Raw genomic sequence first — 16,388 nt, forward strand, 5'->3', positions numbered from 1 at the left:
ATCAGCTGTCACCGGTAGAGTTTGAAAAGCGTTACGCAGCGAGCCTTGAGAGTGTCTAGAAAACCCGGGGCGATTCATAACACCTTACAGGGCCTACGCTCAGCTATCGCTAAAGGCAATCTCACAGAGGCTCAAGCATCCGCCCTTGCAGCCAGAGACGGCCTAAGAGTATTCGCTAAATGAGCAACTTTAAGAAAACCATTCCGACAAGCGCTGAGCTCGCTTTGATTAACAGGGTGTTCACCAAGCCACGCCGGACATCGCTTATTACGATCCGCGCCTTGGTCTCAAAAGTGAATGCTCCAGGTCGTTCGCGTGATCCTGAATTGGGCACCGTTTACGACCTCTCGGTGACGCTTCCCTACATTGCCCTCATAACAAACCAGCGATGCATGGAAGCGCTCAAGGACGCTCTTGAAGACGGTCTCAGTTTGAAGACACTTGTTCGCTGTGACCTGTCTATTCCGATGAGCAGTCAGCCGATAATGCTGGCCTGAGAACTGCCGTTTAAAAACCCTCACTAAGGCCACGGGAATCAGTCACCCATGGTCTTCTCAAAGCCCCACGAGGCGCCCTAAGCGTCAGTAGTGGGCAATCTATGCACCACATCGGAACCTCTTTGCTGTCCGCCATTCAGCACAGAGGCATTCCTACAGTCCCCGCCAAGTTAATGCCCATAGGACTGTGAAACCACCTTCAATCCAATACCTTTAAGCAAACCTTGTTGATCCCGTGCGGGTCTCCTTTCCCCATTGGTCACGCGATCATGGCGGCAAGGTTTGACTTAAGGGTCTCTCAAAGGAGAACCCAATATGAAACTCGACATCGTACATACCGATAAGACCCTGACTATTCAAGGCCAAACTGTGACTAAGGCATATGCCGAAGGCGTGATGTTGGCAGGCTTGCTGGCTGCTGTGGGCAAGAACCACGGCGCTATCACTTCGATCATCAAGCAGTTCATGGAGGCTGGTCTGAGCACCGCAGCATTCCCTGATCAAACCTCAGTTGCCCGCCAAGAGATCCATGCTGCTGGTCTGCGTGAAGCTGCTCGACAACGTGATGCCCAGTTCCATGCGGACCGCTTTGCATCCTACAAGGCACCGACACGTCTTGAGGTAGCTCGTGCTCGTGAGGCCAAAGAGAAGCAAGCAGCGGCTATCCGTGAACACGGCAACGCCATTCGTGCAGCTCGCCGTAACTAACAGTTGACCACAAGGAGCCTTTGAGACCTCTCAGGGCTTCCCTATACAGAATTCAATTCAGGAGATTATCAAACATGAAACCATACGAATACGTTAAGCCTACAACGTGGTCCACCGCTATCACCGAACAAGGTGGGACCATTCAGTTCAACACCGAGACCACCATCAAAGGTGGCGCAGGCACTGATGCAGCGGCCTATGTGAAGGCCCTGACAGATGGTCTCGATGAATACTTCAACGGTGGAGACTGGGAAGAAGGCGCTGAAGAAGCGATTCCCTGTGAGTTCCGCCCTAAGGGCACCGAGCCGACCACCCAACAGATCGTTCTGATGCAAGATCGAAGTGTTGAGTTCGACCCGCGCAAGTCCATCTATGACGATTCGACCTTCACTAAAGGCGAGGCCGTCGCTGGTGACTTCCTGTTCTGTGAGGCCACCCCTCAGGCCGCTCTGTTTTCTTTTCGTCAGACCTTCTTGGACCATCACATCATGTCGGGCTTCACCCTCAATGGTTTGACGCAGACCGCTGAGAAGCTCTTGAAGGACTTCGAGATGTCCTGTGGTGCGACCATTGCCAAGATCCTGACCACCTCTTCGTCCACTGAGGTCAAGGCCCTTACAGGTCTCTCTAAGAACCCACGCGAACGCGCTGAGGACATCATTGATGGTCTGACCATGAACATCAACCAAGCAGTTGGCACCTCGCTGTCTGACTTCGTGTTGCTGATCCCTGCTAAAGAAGTAGCTGGTCTTGAGCGTGCTGCTCAACGTGCTGGCCTGTCGGACGTAGAGGACCTATTGGGCTGTGGCTCTCAGTTCTACTCGGGTGCAGACTTGGGCATCTTCATGTTGCCTAAGGGTATGTCCTCACTGAGCTTCCGTAAGGACTCCAACGGTGCTGTGTGGCAGATCCATGCGACCCGTAACCCTAACGCTATGGCGTGGGACGTAGAGGTCATTGGTGTGGCTGATGTGGTGACACAGGCCAAGGTACAGCTCAAGCTGGCAAACCCTGCTGACCCTAAAGAGAAGCTCCAAGTAGAGCTGGTCGATTTCCCTATGGTTACTCGTGTGACCCTGGCTGACTAAATGATGTATCCCCCTGAGGCTCCCTTTGAGGAGTCTTGGGATCTTTTAGTGATACGTTATTTCGTTTCATTTTAGGTGGAGTCAAGGAGGACCCTCATTACCATGCGAAAGATGTTCGGTTGGCTGTCCTCAAGGCTATCGTTAAGTCTCCCAGCTTCTGGAAGGTAGTCTCCATGATTGCCATCGTCAGCGGGGTGGCTGTCCCTGAGGGGCTCATAGAGCTTACCCATGATTTGCTGAGCGATGTAATGACAGCCATGTAGGGCGTTCCTGTGTGAAATCTCGTGGGCCATTGGCTTACAGGTTATTCAGATTTCACACAGGAACGCCCTAAGAGGGCCTTTTAGAATTTGGCAGAAAAATGTGAGTGACCACCTTTAATGCACTCCGGGAGCAAGTACCCCCATAGGCCCTCGCGCCCTCGCGCACTCGCTCAGGCGCACCATAAGGACCCTTGCGGGCACGCGATAAGGACCCCAGCATTGGGACAAAAGTGAGCCAAAGCTGTTACAAAACGGTGCCTTATGGTGCTACGCTAAGGTCTCTTAACGTGCCTCATCTGGTCGGTGTAAGGATCGTATCCTTCGCCTCTGGCAACATATCTGGATAGTCCAGTGTGTAGTGCAGACCCCGAGATTCCTTGCGTTCCATGGCAGACCTGATCATCAGTTCGGCTACTTGAGCAAGGTTCCTCAATTCAATCAGGTCTCTGCTCACTTTATAGTTGCTGTAGAACTCGTCAATTTCATCCAGCAGCAGGCGCACCCGGTGCTGGGCCCGCTGCAGGCGCTTGTTGGTGCGCACGATGCCCACGTAGTCCCACATAAAGCGCCGTAGCTCATCCCAGTTGTGGGCGATGATTACGTCTTCATCGGAGTCGGTCACCTGGCTGGCATCCCAACTCGGCAGTGCGACGGGGGCGGCGATTTCGGGCGACTGGGCAAGGATGTCTGCCGCTGCCGACTTGGCGTACACAAAGCACTCGAGCAGCGAGTTGCTGGCCATGCGGTTGGCACCATGCAGGCCGGTGAAGCTGGTTTCGCCGATGGCGTACAGGCCCGGCACATCGGTGTGACCATGTTCGTCGACCATCACGCCGCCGCAGGTGTAATGCGCCGCAGGTACTACCGGGATGGCCTGTTGAGTGATGTCGATACCAAATGCCAGGCAGCGCTCATATACAGTCGGGAAGTGGGCCTTGATAAAACTATCGGGCTCATGGCTGATATCCAGGTACACACAATCGATGCCCAGACGCTTCATTTCATGGTCGATGGCCCGGGCGACGATATCCCGCGGGGCCAGTTCGCCCCGCGGGTCGAAGCGATGCATGAAACGCTCGCCGTTGGGCAGCTTGAGGTGCGCGCCTTCGCCCCGCAGGGCTTCAGTGATCAGAAAGCTCTTGGCTTGCGGGTGATACAGGCAGGTGGGGTGGAACTGGTTGAACTCCAGGTTCGCCACCCGGCAACCCGAGCGCCAGGCCATGGCAATGCCATCACCGCAGGCACCGTCCGGGTTGCTGGTATAGAGGTACACCTTGGCTGCGCCACCGGTTGCCAGAATGGTGAAGCGCGAGCCAAAGGTGTCGACTTCACCCGTGGCACGATCCAGCACATAGGCACCGAGGCAGCGATCACCTTCCAGGCCCAGGCGGCGTTCGGTAATCAGATCGACGGCAACGCGCTGTTCGAGCAGTTCGATATTGGGGCGCTGGCGGGCCTGTTCGAGCAATGTCTTGAAAATCGCCGCGCCGGTGGCGTCGGCCGCATGGATGATGCGCCGGTGGCTGTGCCCGCCTTCTCGGGTGAGGTGGAACTCAAAGCCCTGTTGCTCGGGGTCGATGCTGTCATCGCGGGTGAAGGGTACGCCCTGATCGATCAGCCACTGGATGGCTTCGCGGCTGTGCTCGACGGTAAAGCGTACCGCGTCTTCGTGGCACAGCCCGCCACCGGCATTGAGGGTGTCTTCGACGTGGGACTGCACCGTGTCGGTGTCATCCAGGACAGCGGCGACACCGCCCTGGGCCCAGAACGTCGAACCATTGGCCAGATCGCCTTTGCTCAGCACTGCAATACGCATATGGCTGGGTAACGTGAGCGCAAGGCTCAAGCCGGCAGCGCCGCTGCCAATCACCAGCACATCATGTTGAAAATGTTGGCTCATTCTTCTCACATCCGCAAAAAAACGCCCTCTGGTATCTTTAGTATATAGAGGGGGGGATCGGCACAATGGCCGGGCCTTTATGGCATTGTGAAATTACAGCGGGCGCAAAGTGTGCCTCAGACACGAAGGGTCTGCATGTTGATTTGCACAATTAATCTGCATGCTGGGGCAGTGCTCTGGAATGGCGCGGGTTCTGATACGCTTCCAAGGTACTGCAGGGCTTGTTTTATACGAAGTTTTTGAACTTTTCGTATAGCCAGGGGTTCCATAGTGGGCTGCCCTTGATGCAGGGGAACGGCGTCCAGATTGATGCGGGGTTTGTTTTTTCGACTCGACAGCTGAATTTGACGACAAGATTATTGACGCAGCCGGCCAGGCCCGAGCTGCGTTTTCGTGTGTGCCAAATCCGGGCACGCAGGAAACTTGCCAGGGGGGAGAGAACTTTTGCGAAAAGCCCGAGTCTATGTTTGCAAGCCTGATCAATTAGCACAGCAATCTTCCTCCCGGTCTTATGAGGAGTATTCATGCTAGCCCAGGAAGAGGATCAGCAGCTGGTCGAGCGCGTGCAGCGTGGCGACAAGCGCGCGTTCGATCTGCTGGTGTTGAAGTATCAACACAAAATTCTCGGGTTGATCGTGCGTTTCGTGCACGACACCCATGAAGCCCAGGACGTTGCCCAGGAGGCCTTTATCAAGGCGTACCGGGCACTTGGTAATTTTCGCGGCGACAGTGCCTTTTACACATGGCTGTATCGCATCGCCATTAACACGGCGAAAAACTATCTGGTGTCACGCGGTCGACGTCCGCCTGACAGCGATGTGAGTTCGGAAGATGCCGAGTTTTATGATGGTGATCACGGTCTCAAGGACCTCGAGTCGCCGGAGCGCGCTTTGCTCCGAGACGAGATCGAAGGCACCGTTCATCGCACTATTCAGCTACTGCCAGAAGATTTGCGTACGGCTTTAACTTTACGTGAATTTGATGGTCTGAGTTACGAGGACATTGCGAGCGTCATGCAATGCCCGGTGGGTACCGTGCGCTCCCGGATTTTCCGCGCCCGGGAAGCCATAGATAAAGCCCTGCAGCCGTTGTTGCAGGAAAACTGAGACAGCGGCGACAGCCAAGAGAGGAACCGCCATGAGTCGTGAAGCCCTGCAGGAATCGCTGTCCGCAGTGATGGATAACGAAGCGGACGAACTGGAACTACGTCGGGTATTGAATGCCTTCGACGACACACAAACCCGTGACACCTGGTCCCGTTATCAGGTGGCCCGTGCTGTGATGCACAAGGACCTGTTGATTCCGCGCCTGGACATCGCATCTGCCGTTTCGGCCGCGCTGGCTGAAGAGCAAACCCCGGCCAAGGTTGTCCGTGGGCCGTGGCGCAGCATTGGTCGCCTGGCCGTAGCCGCGTCGGTTACCGTCGCTGTTCTGGCGGGTGTGCGGCTGTACAACCAGGATGACATCGTTGGCAACCAGCTCGCCCAGCAGAACCCTGCGCAGAGCCTGAGTGCACCGATGGCCAAAGGTCCGGCAGTACTGGCCAACTACAGCGAGAGTGCCGATCAGGCCACCGGCCCGATGGCCAACGGTGTCCTGCAAGGTCAGCCGGGCTGGCAAGATCAGCGTTTGCCTGGCTACCTGCGCCAGCACGCAGAGCAAGCAGCGCTGAAAGGGGCTGAAAGCCCTCTGCCTTATGCTCGTGCTGCGAGCCTCGAAAACCGTTAAGGACCATCATGCGCGTCCTACCTTTGCTACCTCTTCTGCTCAGTGGCTGGTTTGCAGTACCGGCCCACGCCGATGAAGCCCAGGACTGGTTAAAACGTCTTGGGCAGGCCGAGCAACAGCATAGCTATCAGGGTACTTTCGTTTACGAGCGTAACGGTAGTTTTTCTACCCACAGCATCTGGCACCGCGTGCAGGATGGCAAGGTTCGTGAGCGTTTGATGCAGCTTGATGGCACTGCGCAAGAGGTGATCCGCTCGGATGGGCGCACTGAATGTGTCACTGGCAAACAGGCCTCCGGGTTGGGCGATGTCACGGCTGTCGCGGCGCGTCAATTCGATGTCCAGAAGTTCAATGACCTGTATGCCGTGGCAATCGAGGGCAACTCCAGGGTCGCCGGTCGCCCGGTAGTGGTCATATCGTTTGCTCCGCGTGATCAGCATCGCTACGGTTTTGAGCTGTATCTGGACCGTGAAACCGGTTTGCCTCTCAAGTCCTTGTTGCTCAATGACAAGGGGCAGTTGCTTGAGCGCTACCAGTTTACGACCTTTGCCACCACGCCTCCTGATGACAGCCAGCTCACGCCTGCGGGGCAGTGCCGTGCTGTTGCCCCTGCCGACAAAGGGGCCGGGCAGGTCAATTCGGTTCAGGCCTGGCACTCTGACTGGCTGCCCTCCGGTTTTGAGCAGGTCAGCAGTACGGTGCGCCGTGATCCGCGGACCAAAACCGAAGTCACCAGCCTTCTGTATGACGATGGCCTTGCCCGTTTTTCGGTGTTTATCGAGCCGGTCAAGGGCGCTGCTGTTCCAGATGCCCGCGTCCAGCTCGGGCCCACAGCTGCGGTCACGCGCCACCTGAGCACGCCTCAGGGAGACATGATGGCCACGGTGGTGGGTGAAATTCCCATGGGCACTGCTGAACGAATTGCCCTGTCGATGCGTGTCGGTGAAAACGATGCTCAGGCCAAACCATAGGGTTGCATCGACATGGCGGGTGACAATTTTCGATTTGCCATTTTTATCTCTTTTTATAAAGGTCAGAGCCCCAAAGGGCTTTGGCCTTGTTTGTTTTCCGGGGTCTGAAAAACGGTCTATGCTTTTGACTTGTTTTTAGGTGCCTGTCGCTTAACTCTGCTGTTATTAACGGGAGCTGTATGTCGATGCCGCGATTGAAATCTTATCTACCCATTTTTGCAGCCGTGCTGATGCTCGGGCAGGCAGTGCCGGTGATGGCTGAAGCGCAGTTGCCTGATTTCACCCAACTGGTTGAACAGGCTTCGCCAGCCGTAGTGAATATCAGTACCACGCAAAAGCTGCCTGAGCGTCGGGTTTCCAGCATGGGCCAAATGCCCGACCTGGAAGGCCTGCCGCCTGGCCTGCGCGACTTTTTTGAGCGCAGCCTGCCACCTGCACCCGGTGGCAAAGGCGGGCGTCAGCGCGAGGCTCAGTCCCTGGGCTCGGGCTTTATCATCTCGCCCGATGGCTACATCCTGACCAATAACCACGTGGTTGCAGATGCCGATGAAATCATTGTGCGCCTGTCCGATCGCAGTGAAATGAAAGCCAAGCTGGTGGGCACTGACCCGCGCTCTGACGTGGCCTTGCTGAAAATCGATGGCAAGAACCTGCCGGTGCTCAAACTGGGCAAGTCCCAGGACCTCAAGGCCGGCCAGTGGGTGGTTGCGATCGGTTCGCCATTTGGTTTCGACCACACCGTGACCCAGGGCATCATCAGCGCCATGGGCCGCAGCTTGCCGAATGAAAGCTATGTGCCGTTTATCCAGACTGACGTGCCGATCAATCCGGGCAACTCGGGTGGTCCGCTGTTCAACCTGGCGGGCGAAGTCGTGGGCATCAACTCGCAAATCTATACCCGTTCGGGCGGTTTCATGGGCGTGTCCTTTGCAATCCCGATCGATGTGGCGATGGACGTTGCCAACCAGCTCAAGGCTGGCGGCAAAGTCAGCCGTGGCTGGTTGGGTGTGGTGATCCAGGAGGTCAACAAGGACCTGGCCGAGTCTTTCGGTCTGGAAAAACCTGCCGGTGCACTGGTGGCGCAGGTACTGGATGACGGCCCGGCTGCCAAAGGCGGTCTGCAAGTGGGCGACGTGATTCTGAGCATGAATGGTCAGCCGATCGTCATGTCGGCAGATTTGCCGCACCTGGTTGGCGCACTCAAGGCCGGCAGCAAGGCCAACCTTGAAGTTATTCGTAACGGCAAGCGCCAGAATCTGGAGCTGACCGTGGGCGCTATCCCTGATGATGCAAAAGACATCGCTTCGGGTGGCGGCGCTGAACAAAGCAGCAACCGCCTGGGCGTGTCCGTAGCGGACTTGAGTGAAGAGCAGAAGAAAGCCAACGACATCAAGGGCGGTGTGATCATTACTGACGTTCAGGACGGTCCTGCGGCCTTGATCGGCCTGCAGCCTGGCGACGTGATTACGCACTTGAACAATCAGGCCATCACCAATGGCAAGGAATTCACCGAGATCGCCAAGGCATTGCCGAAGAACCGTTCGGTGTCGATGCGGGTTCTGCGTCAGGGGCGTGCCAGCTTTATCACGTTCAAGCTGGCGGAGTAAGCCGCACAGCCGTGAGGGAGCGGGCTTGCTTGCGATAGCATCGGCGCGGTTCAACGGCGAAACCGCGTTGCCTTCATCGAGAGCAAGCCCGCTCCCACAAGGGCAATAAAAAAGCCCGTATCGCGAGATACGGGCTTTTTTTATTTCTTCTGCTTGGGGACGCGAACCAACTGCGTATTGGAATACATGTCATGCCAGGTGCGTTTTTGCTTGTCGAAGATCGACCAGACAAACCCCAGCCCCAGGCACAACCACGAGCCTATGGACACGATAAAACGCAGAAGGGCCTGCCACAGGCTGATTGCCGTGCCGTCGGCGTTCTGTACGCGAACCCCCCAGACCTGCATGCCCAGGGTTTGCCCGGAGTGGGTCCAGAACTTGGCAAAGAAACCGAACAGGACGAAAAACAGGAGGGTCGACAGCAGCGGGTCACCATCCAGAGCGCCTGCTTCTGACAGTTCGCGCATTTTGGCTTCGCCAATAAAGCCCATCATGATCAGCTTGTAGATAAAGGTCGTGACGATCAGCAGGGCGGTACACAGCAGAAAGTCGTAGAACATGGCTGCCAGGCGGCGCCCCAGGCCAACGGCGGGAAAGTCGCCTTGAGGGCTAAGCGGTTGTTTCGACATGGCAGGGTCTCGTGAAGGAAAACAGCCATCTTACGGAATAACGGCCATAAAAAAGCCTCTGATGTCACCATCAGAGGCTTTTGTGCACGAGATTTAAGCTTCTGCTTGAACTTCGTCAGCCTGCAGGCCTTTTTGGCCCTGTACCGAGATGAAGGTCACTTTCTGGCCTTCCTTCAGGCTTTTGAAGCCGTTGCCCTGGATGGCACGGAAGTGCACAAACAGGTCCGGGCCGCTTTCAGGGGTGATGAAACCAAACCCCTTCTCGTCGTTGAACCACTTGACCGTACCGCTCTGACGTTGAGACATTTCTTAATTCCTTGACGCTAACAATTAATGACAGCCTCTTTCACATGAAAGAGTACTGGTGCTGGGTTGCAGGAAAGTAAGAGACGCAGAACGGGATGTAGCAAGCATTGAGCTACTGCCCAGGTCACGATTCCAGCGACCCATGCAAACACAGTGGGCAAACTCTACGAAACTGTAATTGAAAAAACAAGCCCCTTTAAATACGCCGCAGGGCCGCTGTTTTTAATACTCTAAACGCAGAGTCAAAGAGCGGATCGTTATAGAGGTGTTCAATTATTTTCGTGTAATAAAGAGTGTTTTCGCTATCGAAAGTTTGCACTGTTATGTAGCAGTTGCATGACACGTTCGCACCGTGAACATGCAACTGTATAACTTACTGTTTAACCCCTGTAATAACGTTGCGCTACAAACGGCATTTTCGACACTTTCATCGGCACGCGCTTGCCCCGCACGATGGCCCAGACTTCAGTGTCCACAGGCGTGAATGCGATATCCAGATAACCCATTGCCAAGGGGGCGCCCAACGTTGGCCCAAAGCCGCCGCTGCATACGGTGCCGATCTCGGTGCCGTCGGCATCGACGATTTGTGCGCCTTCACGCACCGGGGTACGTTCCTGGGGCAGCAAGCCCACTCGTTTACGCGCTACGCCGTTTTGCTGCTGGGCAAAGATGCTCTCGGCACCCGGGAAACCACCGGCCCGCGGGCCGTCAGCGCGACGGGCCTTGGAGATGGCCCAGAGCAGGCTGGCTTCGATTGGCGTCGTGGTGTCGTTCATGTCGTGGCCGTACAGGCACAGGCCCGCTTCCAGGCGCAGCGAATCCCGTGCGCCCAGGCCGATGGCCTGAACCTCTGGCTCGGCCAGCAGGCGGCGGGCCAGTGCTTCGGCGTGCTCGGCCGGCACTGAAATCTCAAAACCGTCTTCGCCGGTATACCCCGAGCGGCTGACGTAGCAATCCGCGCCCAGTAAGGTCACCGGGGCAAATTGCATAAAGGTCATGTTCGCCACTTGCGGTGCCAGGCGTTGCAGTACGCTGACTGCAGCCGGGCCTTGCAGGGCAAGCAGGGCACGCTCTTCAAACAGCGGCTGGATCTGGCAGTGGGCGCTCAAATGCTTGCGCAGGTGGGCCAGGTCCTGATCCTTGCAGGCGGCGTTGACCACCAGGAACAGCTCGTCATTGCCCAGGTTGGCGACCATCAGGTCATCGAGGATGCCGCCCTGTTCGTTGGTGAACATGGCATAGCGCTGCATACCCACCGGCAGGTCGATGATATCCACCGGCACCAGTGCTTCCAGGGCTTTGGCCGCGTCAGCACCGGTCAGACGGATCTGGCCCATGTGCGATACATCGAATAACCCGGCCTGTTCACGGGTGTGCTGGTGCTCTTTCATCACCCCTAGCGGGTACTGCACGGGCATGTCGTAGCCCGCAAACGGCACCATGCGGGCGCCGAGTTCAAGGTGCAGTGCATGCAGCGGGGTTTTAAGCAGTTGTTCGGTGGACATTCGAGACTCCTTGAAAATCAGCACTCAATAATGTTGACGGCGAGACCGCCGCGGGCGGTCTCCTTGTATTTGCTTTTCATGTCGGCGCCGGTCTGGCGCATGGTGCGGATCACCTTGTCGAGCGAGACAAAGTGCTGACCATCACCTCGCAGGGCCATGCGCACTGCGTTGATGGCCTTGACCGAGCCCATCGCGTTCCGTTCGATGCACGGCACTTGCACCAGCCCGCCAATCGGATCGCAGGTCAGGCCGAGGTTGTGCTCCATACCGATCTCGGCGGCGTTCTCGACTTGTTGCACGCTGCCGCCCAGCACTTCACACAACGCGCCGGCCGCCATTGAACAGGCCACGCCGACTTCACCCTGGCAGCCGACTTCGGCCCCCGAAATCGAAGCGTTTTCCTTGTAAAGAATGCCGATGGCGGCGGCAGTGAGCAGAAAACGCACCACGCCGTCTTCATTGGCGCCGCCGATAAAGCGCATGTAGTAATGCAAAACGGCCGGGATAATTCCCGCCGCACCGTTGGTAGGCGCTGTGACCACGCGCCCGCCGTTGGCGTTTTCTTCATTGACGGCCAGGGCGTACAGGTTCACCCAGTCCAGTACTGACAAGGCATCGCGCAGCGCGGCTTCCGGGTTGGCACAGAGCTGACGGTGCAAGGCCGGGGCACGGCGCTTGACCTTCAAACCGCCGGGTAAAATCCCTTCATTGCGACAGCCGGCACTTACGCAGTCCTGCATGACCTGCCAGATTTTCAACAGGCCGCTGCGGGTCTCGGCTTCCGGGCGCCAGGCGCCTTCATTGGCCATCATCACTTCACTGATCGACAGGTGATGGGTTACGCATTGGCGCAACAGGTCTTTGGCGGTTTTGAAGGGGTATTGCAGCACAGTACTGTCTTCGACAATTCGGTCGGCACCTGCCGCGCCTTCGTCCACCACAAAACCACCGCCGATCGAGTAATACTCGCGGCTGCGGATCTGAATGCCGGCGGCATCCAGTGCCCGAAAAATCATGCCGTTGGGGTGATAGGGCAGGGGTTTGCGAATCATCGCCAGGTGTGATTTTTCGATGAATTCGATGGGGTGTTCGCCCAGCAGGTTCAGGCGCCCGCTGCTGCGAATCGCGGCCAGTCGTTCGGCCACGGTTTCGGTGTTGACGGTATCCGGATGTTCACCTTCCAGCCCCAGCAGCACGGCTTTGTCGCTGCCGTGGCCTTTGCCGGTGGCGCCGAGGGAACCGTAGAGTTCAACTTTTACGCAGGCTGTTTGTTGCAACAGCTCATCACGGCGCAGACCTTCGACAAAACGCGCAGCAGCGCGCATGGGGCCGACGGTATGGGAACTGGAGGGGCCGATGCCAATCTTGAACAGGTCGAACACGCTTAACGACATGGGGTTCTCCGGTTTCTTATTGTGTGGGTAGGCAAATCATCTGTAGCCGCTGCCGCAGGCTGCGATAAAGCCCGCAGGGCCTTCGCCGTTGTGCCCGAAAGCGGGGCCGCCTCGCAGCCCATCGCAGCCTTCGGCAGCGGCTACAGGTTTTGACTTATGCCTCCTGATAGTTCTCGATCGACGGGCACGCACACACCAGGTTGCGGTCGCCAAATACGTTGTCGACACGACCGACCGGTGGCCAGTACTTGCCTTCGATCAAGGACGCAACCGGGTACACCGCCTGTTCGCGGCTGTAGGGGTGAGTCCATTCGCCGACCATTTCAGCGGCGGTGTGCGGGGCGTTTTTCAGCGGGTTGTCTTCCTTGTCCAGGCCACCGCTCTCGACTTCGCGGATTTCTTCGCGGATGCAGATCATCGCGTCACAGAAGCGGTCGAGCTCTTCCTTGGACTCGCTTTCGGTCGGTTCGATCATCAACGTGCCGGCCACCGGGAACGACATGGTCGGGGCGTGGAAGCCAAAATCGATCAGGCGCTTGGCCACGTCATCGACGCTGATACCGCTGGTTTCCTTGAGCGGGCGCAGGTCGAGGATGCATTCGTGGGCGACCAGGCCGTTGCTGCCCGAGTACAGCACCGGGTAGTGCTCTTCGAGACGGCGGGCGATGTAGTTGGCGTTGAGGATGGCCAGCTGCGATGCACGCTTGAGGCCTTCACCGCCCATCATGCGGATGTACATCCAGGTGATCGGCAGGATGCTGGCGCTGCCAAACGGCGCCGCGCAGACTGCGCCTTCCTTGCGTTCCATGGCCGCGTGCCCCGGCAGGAACGGCGTCAGGTGCGATTTGACGCCAATCGGGCCTACACCCGGGCCGCCACCGCCGTGAGGGATGCAGAAGGTTTTGTGCAGGTTGAGGTGGGACACGTCGCCGCCGAACTTGCCCGGAGCGCACAGGCCCACCATCGCGTTCATGTTGGCGCCGTCGATGTACACCTGGCCGCCGTTGTCATGAATGATGCCGCAGATTTCGCGGATGCCTTCTTCGAACACGCCGTGGGTGGAGGGGTAGGTGATCATCAGCGCGGCGAGGTGGTCGCGGTGCTCGATGGCCTTGGCACGCAGGTCTTCGATATCGACGTTGCCGCGGGCGTCACAGGCGGTGACCACCACGCGCATGCCGGCCATGTTGGCGGTGGCCGGGTTGGTGCCGTGGGCCGAGGACGGGATCAGGCAGATATCGCGGCGCTCGTCGCCACGGCTCTGGTGGTAGGCACGAATGGCCAGCAAGCCGGCGTATTCGCCCTGGGAACCGGCGTTTGGTTGAAGGGAAATAGCATCGTAGCCGGTAGCCGCGCAGAGCATGGCTTCCAGTTCGGTGGTCAATTGCTGGTAGCCCAGGCTTTGTTCGGCAGGCGCAAACGGGTGCAGGTTGCCGAACTCGGCCCAGGTAACCGGGATCATTTCGCTGGCGGCGTTGAGCTTCATGGTGCACGAGCCCAGCGGGATCATGGTGCGGTCCAGCGCCAGGTCCTTGTCGGCCAGGCGACGCAGGTAGCGCATCAGCTCGGTTTCAGAGTGATAGCGGTTGAACACCGGGTGGCTGAGGATCGGCGACTGGCGCAGCAGGGCGGCGGGCAGGGTGCCCGTTACGCTGGTGGCCAGTGCGTCGAAGTCAGGCAGGGCCTGGCCGTCTGTGGCGAGCAATGCCCACAGTGCAGTGACGTCGGACTGGCTGCTGGTTTCATCCAGCGACAGGCCCAGGCGCTGGTCGTCGATCACGCGCAGATTGATGTTCTGCGCATGGGCCTTGGCGTGCAGCGCGGCGGTGTGGGTGCCGGTGTTGAGGGTCAGGGTGTCGAAGAACTGTTCCTGCTCGACCTTCAGCCCCAGATCGCTGAGGCCACGGGCCAGGATCGCGGTCAACTGGTGAGTGCGTTGGGCGATTTGCGTCAGGCCTTTAGGGCCGTGGTAAACGGCATACATGCTGGCGATGTTGGCCAGCAGCACCTGAGCGGTACAGATGTTGCTCGTGGCCTTCTCGCGGCGGATATGCTGCTCGCGGGTTTGCATGGCCAGGCGCAGCGCCGGTTTACCGTGACGGTCAACCGAAACACCGACCAAGCGGCCCGGCATGTCGCGCTTGAACGCATCGCGGGTGGCGAAGTAGGCCGCGTGCGGGCCACCGAAGCCCAGTGGTACGCCAAAGCGCTGGGCGCTGCCGATGGCGACGTCCGCGCCGAACTCGCCCGGCGGGGTCAGCAGGGTCAGCGCCAGCAGGTCGGCGGCAACAGCCACCAGGGCGTTGGCGGCGTGGAAACGCTCGACCAGTTCGCGATAGTCGAATACATCGCCGTTGCTGGCCGGGTATTGCAGCAACGCGCCGAAGAAGGCTGTCACGTCAGTCAGTTCGCGCTCGTCGGCCACAAACACTTCAATGCCCAGCGGCTCGGCACGGGTGCGCAGCACGTCGAGGGTTTGCGGGTGGCAGTGGCTGGAGGCGAAAAAGCGGTGGCTGGTTTTGTTCTTGCTCAGGCGTTTGCAGAAGGTCATGGCTTCTGCAGCAGCGGTGGCTTCGTCGAGCAGCGAAGCGTTGGCAATCGGCAGGCCGCTAAGGTCGCTGATCAGGGTCTGGAAGTTGAGCAGCGCTTCGAGACGGCCCTGGGAAATTTCTGGCTGGTACGGTGTGTAGGCGGTGTACCAGGCCGGGTTTTCCAGCAGGTTGCGCAGGATTGGCGAAGGCGTGTGGCAGTTGTAATAGCCTTGGCCGATATAGGTTTTGCATAGCTGGTTTTTGGTTGCGATGGCCTTGATAGAGGCCAGGGCGTCGGCTTCACTTTGCCCGGCCGGCAAGTTGAGCACGCTGGTGCCCTTGATGCTTTCCGGGATCACGCTGGCGCTGAGACCTTCAAGGGAATCAAAGCCCAGGGTGGCGAGCATGGCCTGTTCATCGGCCTGACGCGGGCCGATATGGCGCGCGATAAATTCATTGGCGGTGCTGAGATTGATGGTCATGGCTGGGCTCTCAGTTGTCGTCTTGGGCTTTGATCAGGCGGTCATAGGCGTCCTGATCGAGCAGTTGGCCAACAGCGTTGGCGTCGGCGGGCTTGAAGCGGAAGAACCAGCCTTCGCCCAGCGGGTCTTCGTTGACCAGTTCCGGGCTGCTGTCGAGCGCCGGGTTGACTGCGATCACTTCGCCGTCCAGGGGCATATACACGCCGCTGGCCGCCTTGACCGACTCGACAGTCGCGGCTTCGGCGCCCTTGTCGTAGGCCTGCAGCTCGGGCAATTGCACAAACACCACGTCACCCAGAGCGTTTTGCGCAAACGCGGTAATCCCCACGGTTACGCTGCCGTCAGCTTCGGCGCGCAGCCATTCGTGGTCTTCAGTAAAACGCAATTCGCTCATGGAAACTCCTCAAGGCCAGACAGGTCTGGTGGTCACAGGTAAATGCTCGTGCAGGTCGAGCTTATGAGGAGTTCTCTGCAAGATGGTTGCCAGTTTATAAATATCCTTATTTATCAATGAGTTAAGATTTTAAAAGAGGTATTCGAAGAGCAAGACTGTAGCGAATTCGATACAGCCTGAAGGCCATAAAAAAATCCAAGGGGATCAAAGCCTTGCGTGGCATGGGTAGAGAGGGTGTGTATCGAATTCGTTCCGGTGGAGTGAATTCGATACAAGGCTTGGGTTGCCAATGAGCGGGAGCACAAATTCTGTGGCGGCTGCCGAACTCAGCCTTCGGCAGCTGCAAGGTCTGTAGGGAATTTTAACCTGTCTCTTATACACATCT

The 16,388-nt window shown here is 58.0% G+C and carries 14 protein-coding genes; 7 read left to right on the forward strand and 7 right to left on the reverse strand.

Going from position 1 to position 16,388, the window contains the following annotated elements; all coding sequences use genetic code 11:
• The first annotated feature begins 179 nt into the window (after window positions 1-179).
• From QN377_RS21490 to QN377_RS21500, 3 genes are all read left to right on the forward strand, one after another.
• Window positions 180-497, forward strand: coding sequence for a hypothetical protein (locus QN377_RS21490; RefSeq protein WP_322212501.1), 318 nt, complete (start codon window positions 180-182; stop codon window positions 495-497).
• A gap of 315 nt (window positions 498-812) precedes the next feature.
• A complete protein-coding gene (locus QN377_RS21495; protein ID WP_086798460.1) occupies window positions 813-1,205 on the forward strand; it encodes a hypothetical protein in 393 nt (130 codons plus the stop codon).
• Window positions 1,206-1,279: 74 nt separating this feature from the next.
• Window positions 1,280-2,293, forward strand: a complete 1,014-nt coding sequence (locus QN377_RS21500) for a hypothetical protein (RefSeq protein WP_095019732.1) — start codon at window positions 1,280-1,282, stop codon at window positions 2,291-2,293.
• A gap of 555 nt (window positions 2,294-2,848) precedes the next feature.
• Here QN377_RS21500 and nadB read toward each other — a convergent pair.
• Entirely contained in the window at window positions 2,849-4,456 is a 1,608-nt protein-coding gene (nadB, locus tag QN377_RS21505; protein WP_095019734.1) for an L-aspartate oxidase, read from the reverse strand.
• A gap of 524 nt (window positions 4,457-4,980) precedes the next feature.
• Between nadB and rpoE the strand changes: the two genes are divergently transcribed.
• The 4 genes from rpoE (at window position 4,981) to QN377_RS21525 (ending at window position 8,762) form a co-directional block, all read left to right on the forward strand.
• On the forward strand, window positions 4,981-5,562 hold the full coding sequence (rpoE, locus tag QN377_RS21510; RefSeq protein ID WP_016782046.1) for an RNA polymerase sigma factor RpoE: 582 nt from the start codon (window positions 4,981-4,983) through the stop codon (window positions 5,560-5,562).
• Window positions 5,563-5,593: 31 nt separating this feature from the next.
• Entirely contained in the window at window positions 5,594-6,184 is a 591-nt protein-coding gene (locus tag QN377_RS21515) for a sigma-E factor negative regulatory protein (protein ID WP_095019735.1), read from the forward strand.
• 8 nt (window positions 6,185-6,192) lie between these two features.
• Window positions 6,193-7,155 carry a MucB/RseB C-terminal domain-containing protein gene (locus tag QN377_RS21520; RefSeq protein WP_271350735.1) on the forward strand — a complete coding sequence of 321 codons (963 nt, stop codon included), beginning with the start codon at window positions 6,193-6,195 and terminating at the stop codon, window positions 7,153-7,155.
• Window positions 7,156-7,340: 185 nt separating this feature from the next.
• On the forward strand, window positions 7,341-8,762 hold the full coding sequence (locus QN377_RS21525; protein WP_370688609.1) for a DegQ family serine endoprotease: 1,422 nt from the start codon (window positions 7,341-7,343) through the stop codon (window positions 8,760-8,762).
• Between the two features lie 140 nt (window positions 8,763-8,902).
• On the opposite strand, the gene QN377_RS21530 is transcribed toward QN377_RS21525, so the two are convergent.
• The 6 genes from QN377_RS21530 to gcvH form a co-directional block, all read right to left on the reverse strand.
• Window positions 8,903-9,391: an RDD family protein gene (locus QN377_RS21530; RefSeq protein WP_095019738.1), complete on the reverse strand. Its 489-nt coding sequence runs from the start codon at window positions 9,389-9,391 to the stop codon at window positions 8,903-8,905.
• A gap of 93 nt (window positions 9,392-9,484) precedes the next feature.
• Window positions 9,485-9,697: a cold-shock protein gene (locus QN377_RS21535; protein ID WP_016782052.1), complete on the reverse strand. Its 213-nt coding sequence runs from the start codon at window positions 9,695-9,697 to the stop codon at window positions 9,485-9,487.
• Between the two features lie 380 nt (window positions 9,698-10,077).
• On the reverse strand, window positions 10,078-11,202 hold the full coding sequence (gcvT, locus tag QN377_RS21540; protein WP_095001369.1) for a glycine cleavage system aminomethyltransferase GcvT: 1,125 nt from the start codon (window positions 11,200-11,202) through the stop codon (window positions 10,078-10,080).
• Window positions 11,203-11,219: 17 nt separating this feature from the next.
• Window positions 11,220-12,596, reverse strand: a complete 1,377-nt coding sequence (locus QN377_RS21545) for an L-serine ammonia-lyase (protein ID WP_095019740.1) — start codon at window positions 12,594-12,596, stop codon at window positions 11,220-11,222.
• 154 nt (window positions 12,597-12,750) lie between these two features.
• The gene (gcvP, locus tag QN377_RS21550) at window positions 12,751-15,609 is read right to left on the reverse strand and encodes an aminomethyl-transferring glycine dehydrogenase (RefSeq protein ID WP_095019741.1); all 2,859 of its coding nucleotides are present in this window, start codon (window positions 15,607-15,609) and stop codon (window positions 12,751-12,753) included.
• A 10-nt stretch (window positions 15,610-15,619) separates the two neighbouring features.
• On the reverse strand, window positions 15,620-16,003 hold the full coding sequence (gene gcvH / locus QN377_RS21555; protein ID WP_095001372.1) for a glycine cleavage system protein GcvH: 384 nt from the start codon (window positions 16,001-16,003) through the stop codon (window positions 15,620-15,622).
• Between the last annotated feature and the right edge of the window lie 385 nt (window positions 16,004-16,388).

This window comes from Pseudomonas sp. CCC4.1 (assembly GCF_035019225.1).
GTDB classification, from domain to species: Bacteria; Pseudomonadota; Gammaproteobacteria; order Pseudomonadales; family Pseudomonadaceae; genus Aquipseudomonas; species Aquipseudomonas bubulae.

Excerpts from the sequence above, each read along its gene's own strand:
- QN377_RS21490 (WP_322212501.1), top strand. The coding sequence starts at position 180 with ATGAGCAACTTTAAGAAAACCATTCCGACAAGCGCTGAGCTCGCTTTG.
- nadB (WP_095019734.1), bottom strand. The coding sequence starts at position 4,456 with ATGAGCCAACATTTTCAACATGATGTGCTGGTGATTGGCAGCGGCGCT.
- QN377_RS21500 (WP_095019732.1), top strand. The coding sequence starts at position 1,280 with ATGAAACCATACGAATACGTTAAGCCTACAACGTGGTCCACCGCTATC.
- rpoE (WP_016782046.1), top strand. The coding sequence starts at position 4,981 with ATGCTAGCCCAGGAAGAGGATCAGCAGCTGGTCGAGCGCGTGCAGCGT.
- QN377_RS21525 (WP_370688609.1), top strand. The coding sequence starts at position 7,341 with ATGCCGCGATTGAAATCTTATCTACCCATTTTTGCAGCCGTGCTGATG.
- gcvP (WP_095019741.1), bottom strand. The coding sequence starts at position 15,609 with ATGACCATCAATCTCAGCACCGCCAATGAATTTATCGCGCGCCATATC.
- QN377_RS21530 (WP_095019738.1), bottom strand. The coding sequence starts at position 9,391 with ATGTCGAAACAACCGCTTAGCCCTCAAGGCGACTTTCCCGCCGTTGGC.
- gcvH (WP_095001372.1), bottom strand. The coding sequence starts at position 16,003 with ATGAGCGAATTGCGTTTTACTGAAGACCACGAATGGCTGCGCGCCGAA.
- gcvT (WP_095001369.1), bottom strand. The coding sequence starts at position 11,202 with ATGTCCACCGAACAACTGCTTAAAACCCCGCTGCATGCACTGCACCTT.
- QN377_RS21545 (WP_095019740.1), bottom strand. The coding sequence starts at position 12,596 with ATGTCGTTAAGCGTGTTCGACCTGTTCAAGATTGGCATCGGCCCCTCC.
- QN377_RS21535 (WP_016782052.1), bottom strand. The coding sequence starts at position 9,697 with ATGTCTCAACGTCAGAGCGGTACGGTCAAGTGGTTCAACGACGAGAAG.
- QN377_RS21515 (WP_095019735.1), top strand. The coding sequence starts at position 5,594 with ATGAGTCGTGAAGCCCTGCAGGAATCGCTGTCCGCAGTGATGGATAAC.
- QN377_RS21520 (WP_271350735.1), top strand. The coding sequence starts at position 6,193 with ATGCGCGTCCTACCTTTGCTACCTCTTCTGCTCAGTGGCTGGTTTGCA.
- QN377_RS21495 (WP_086798460.1), top strand. The coding sequence starts at position 813 with ATGAAACTCGACATCGTACATACCGATAAGACCCTGACTATTCAAGGC.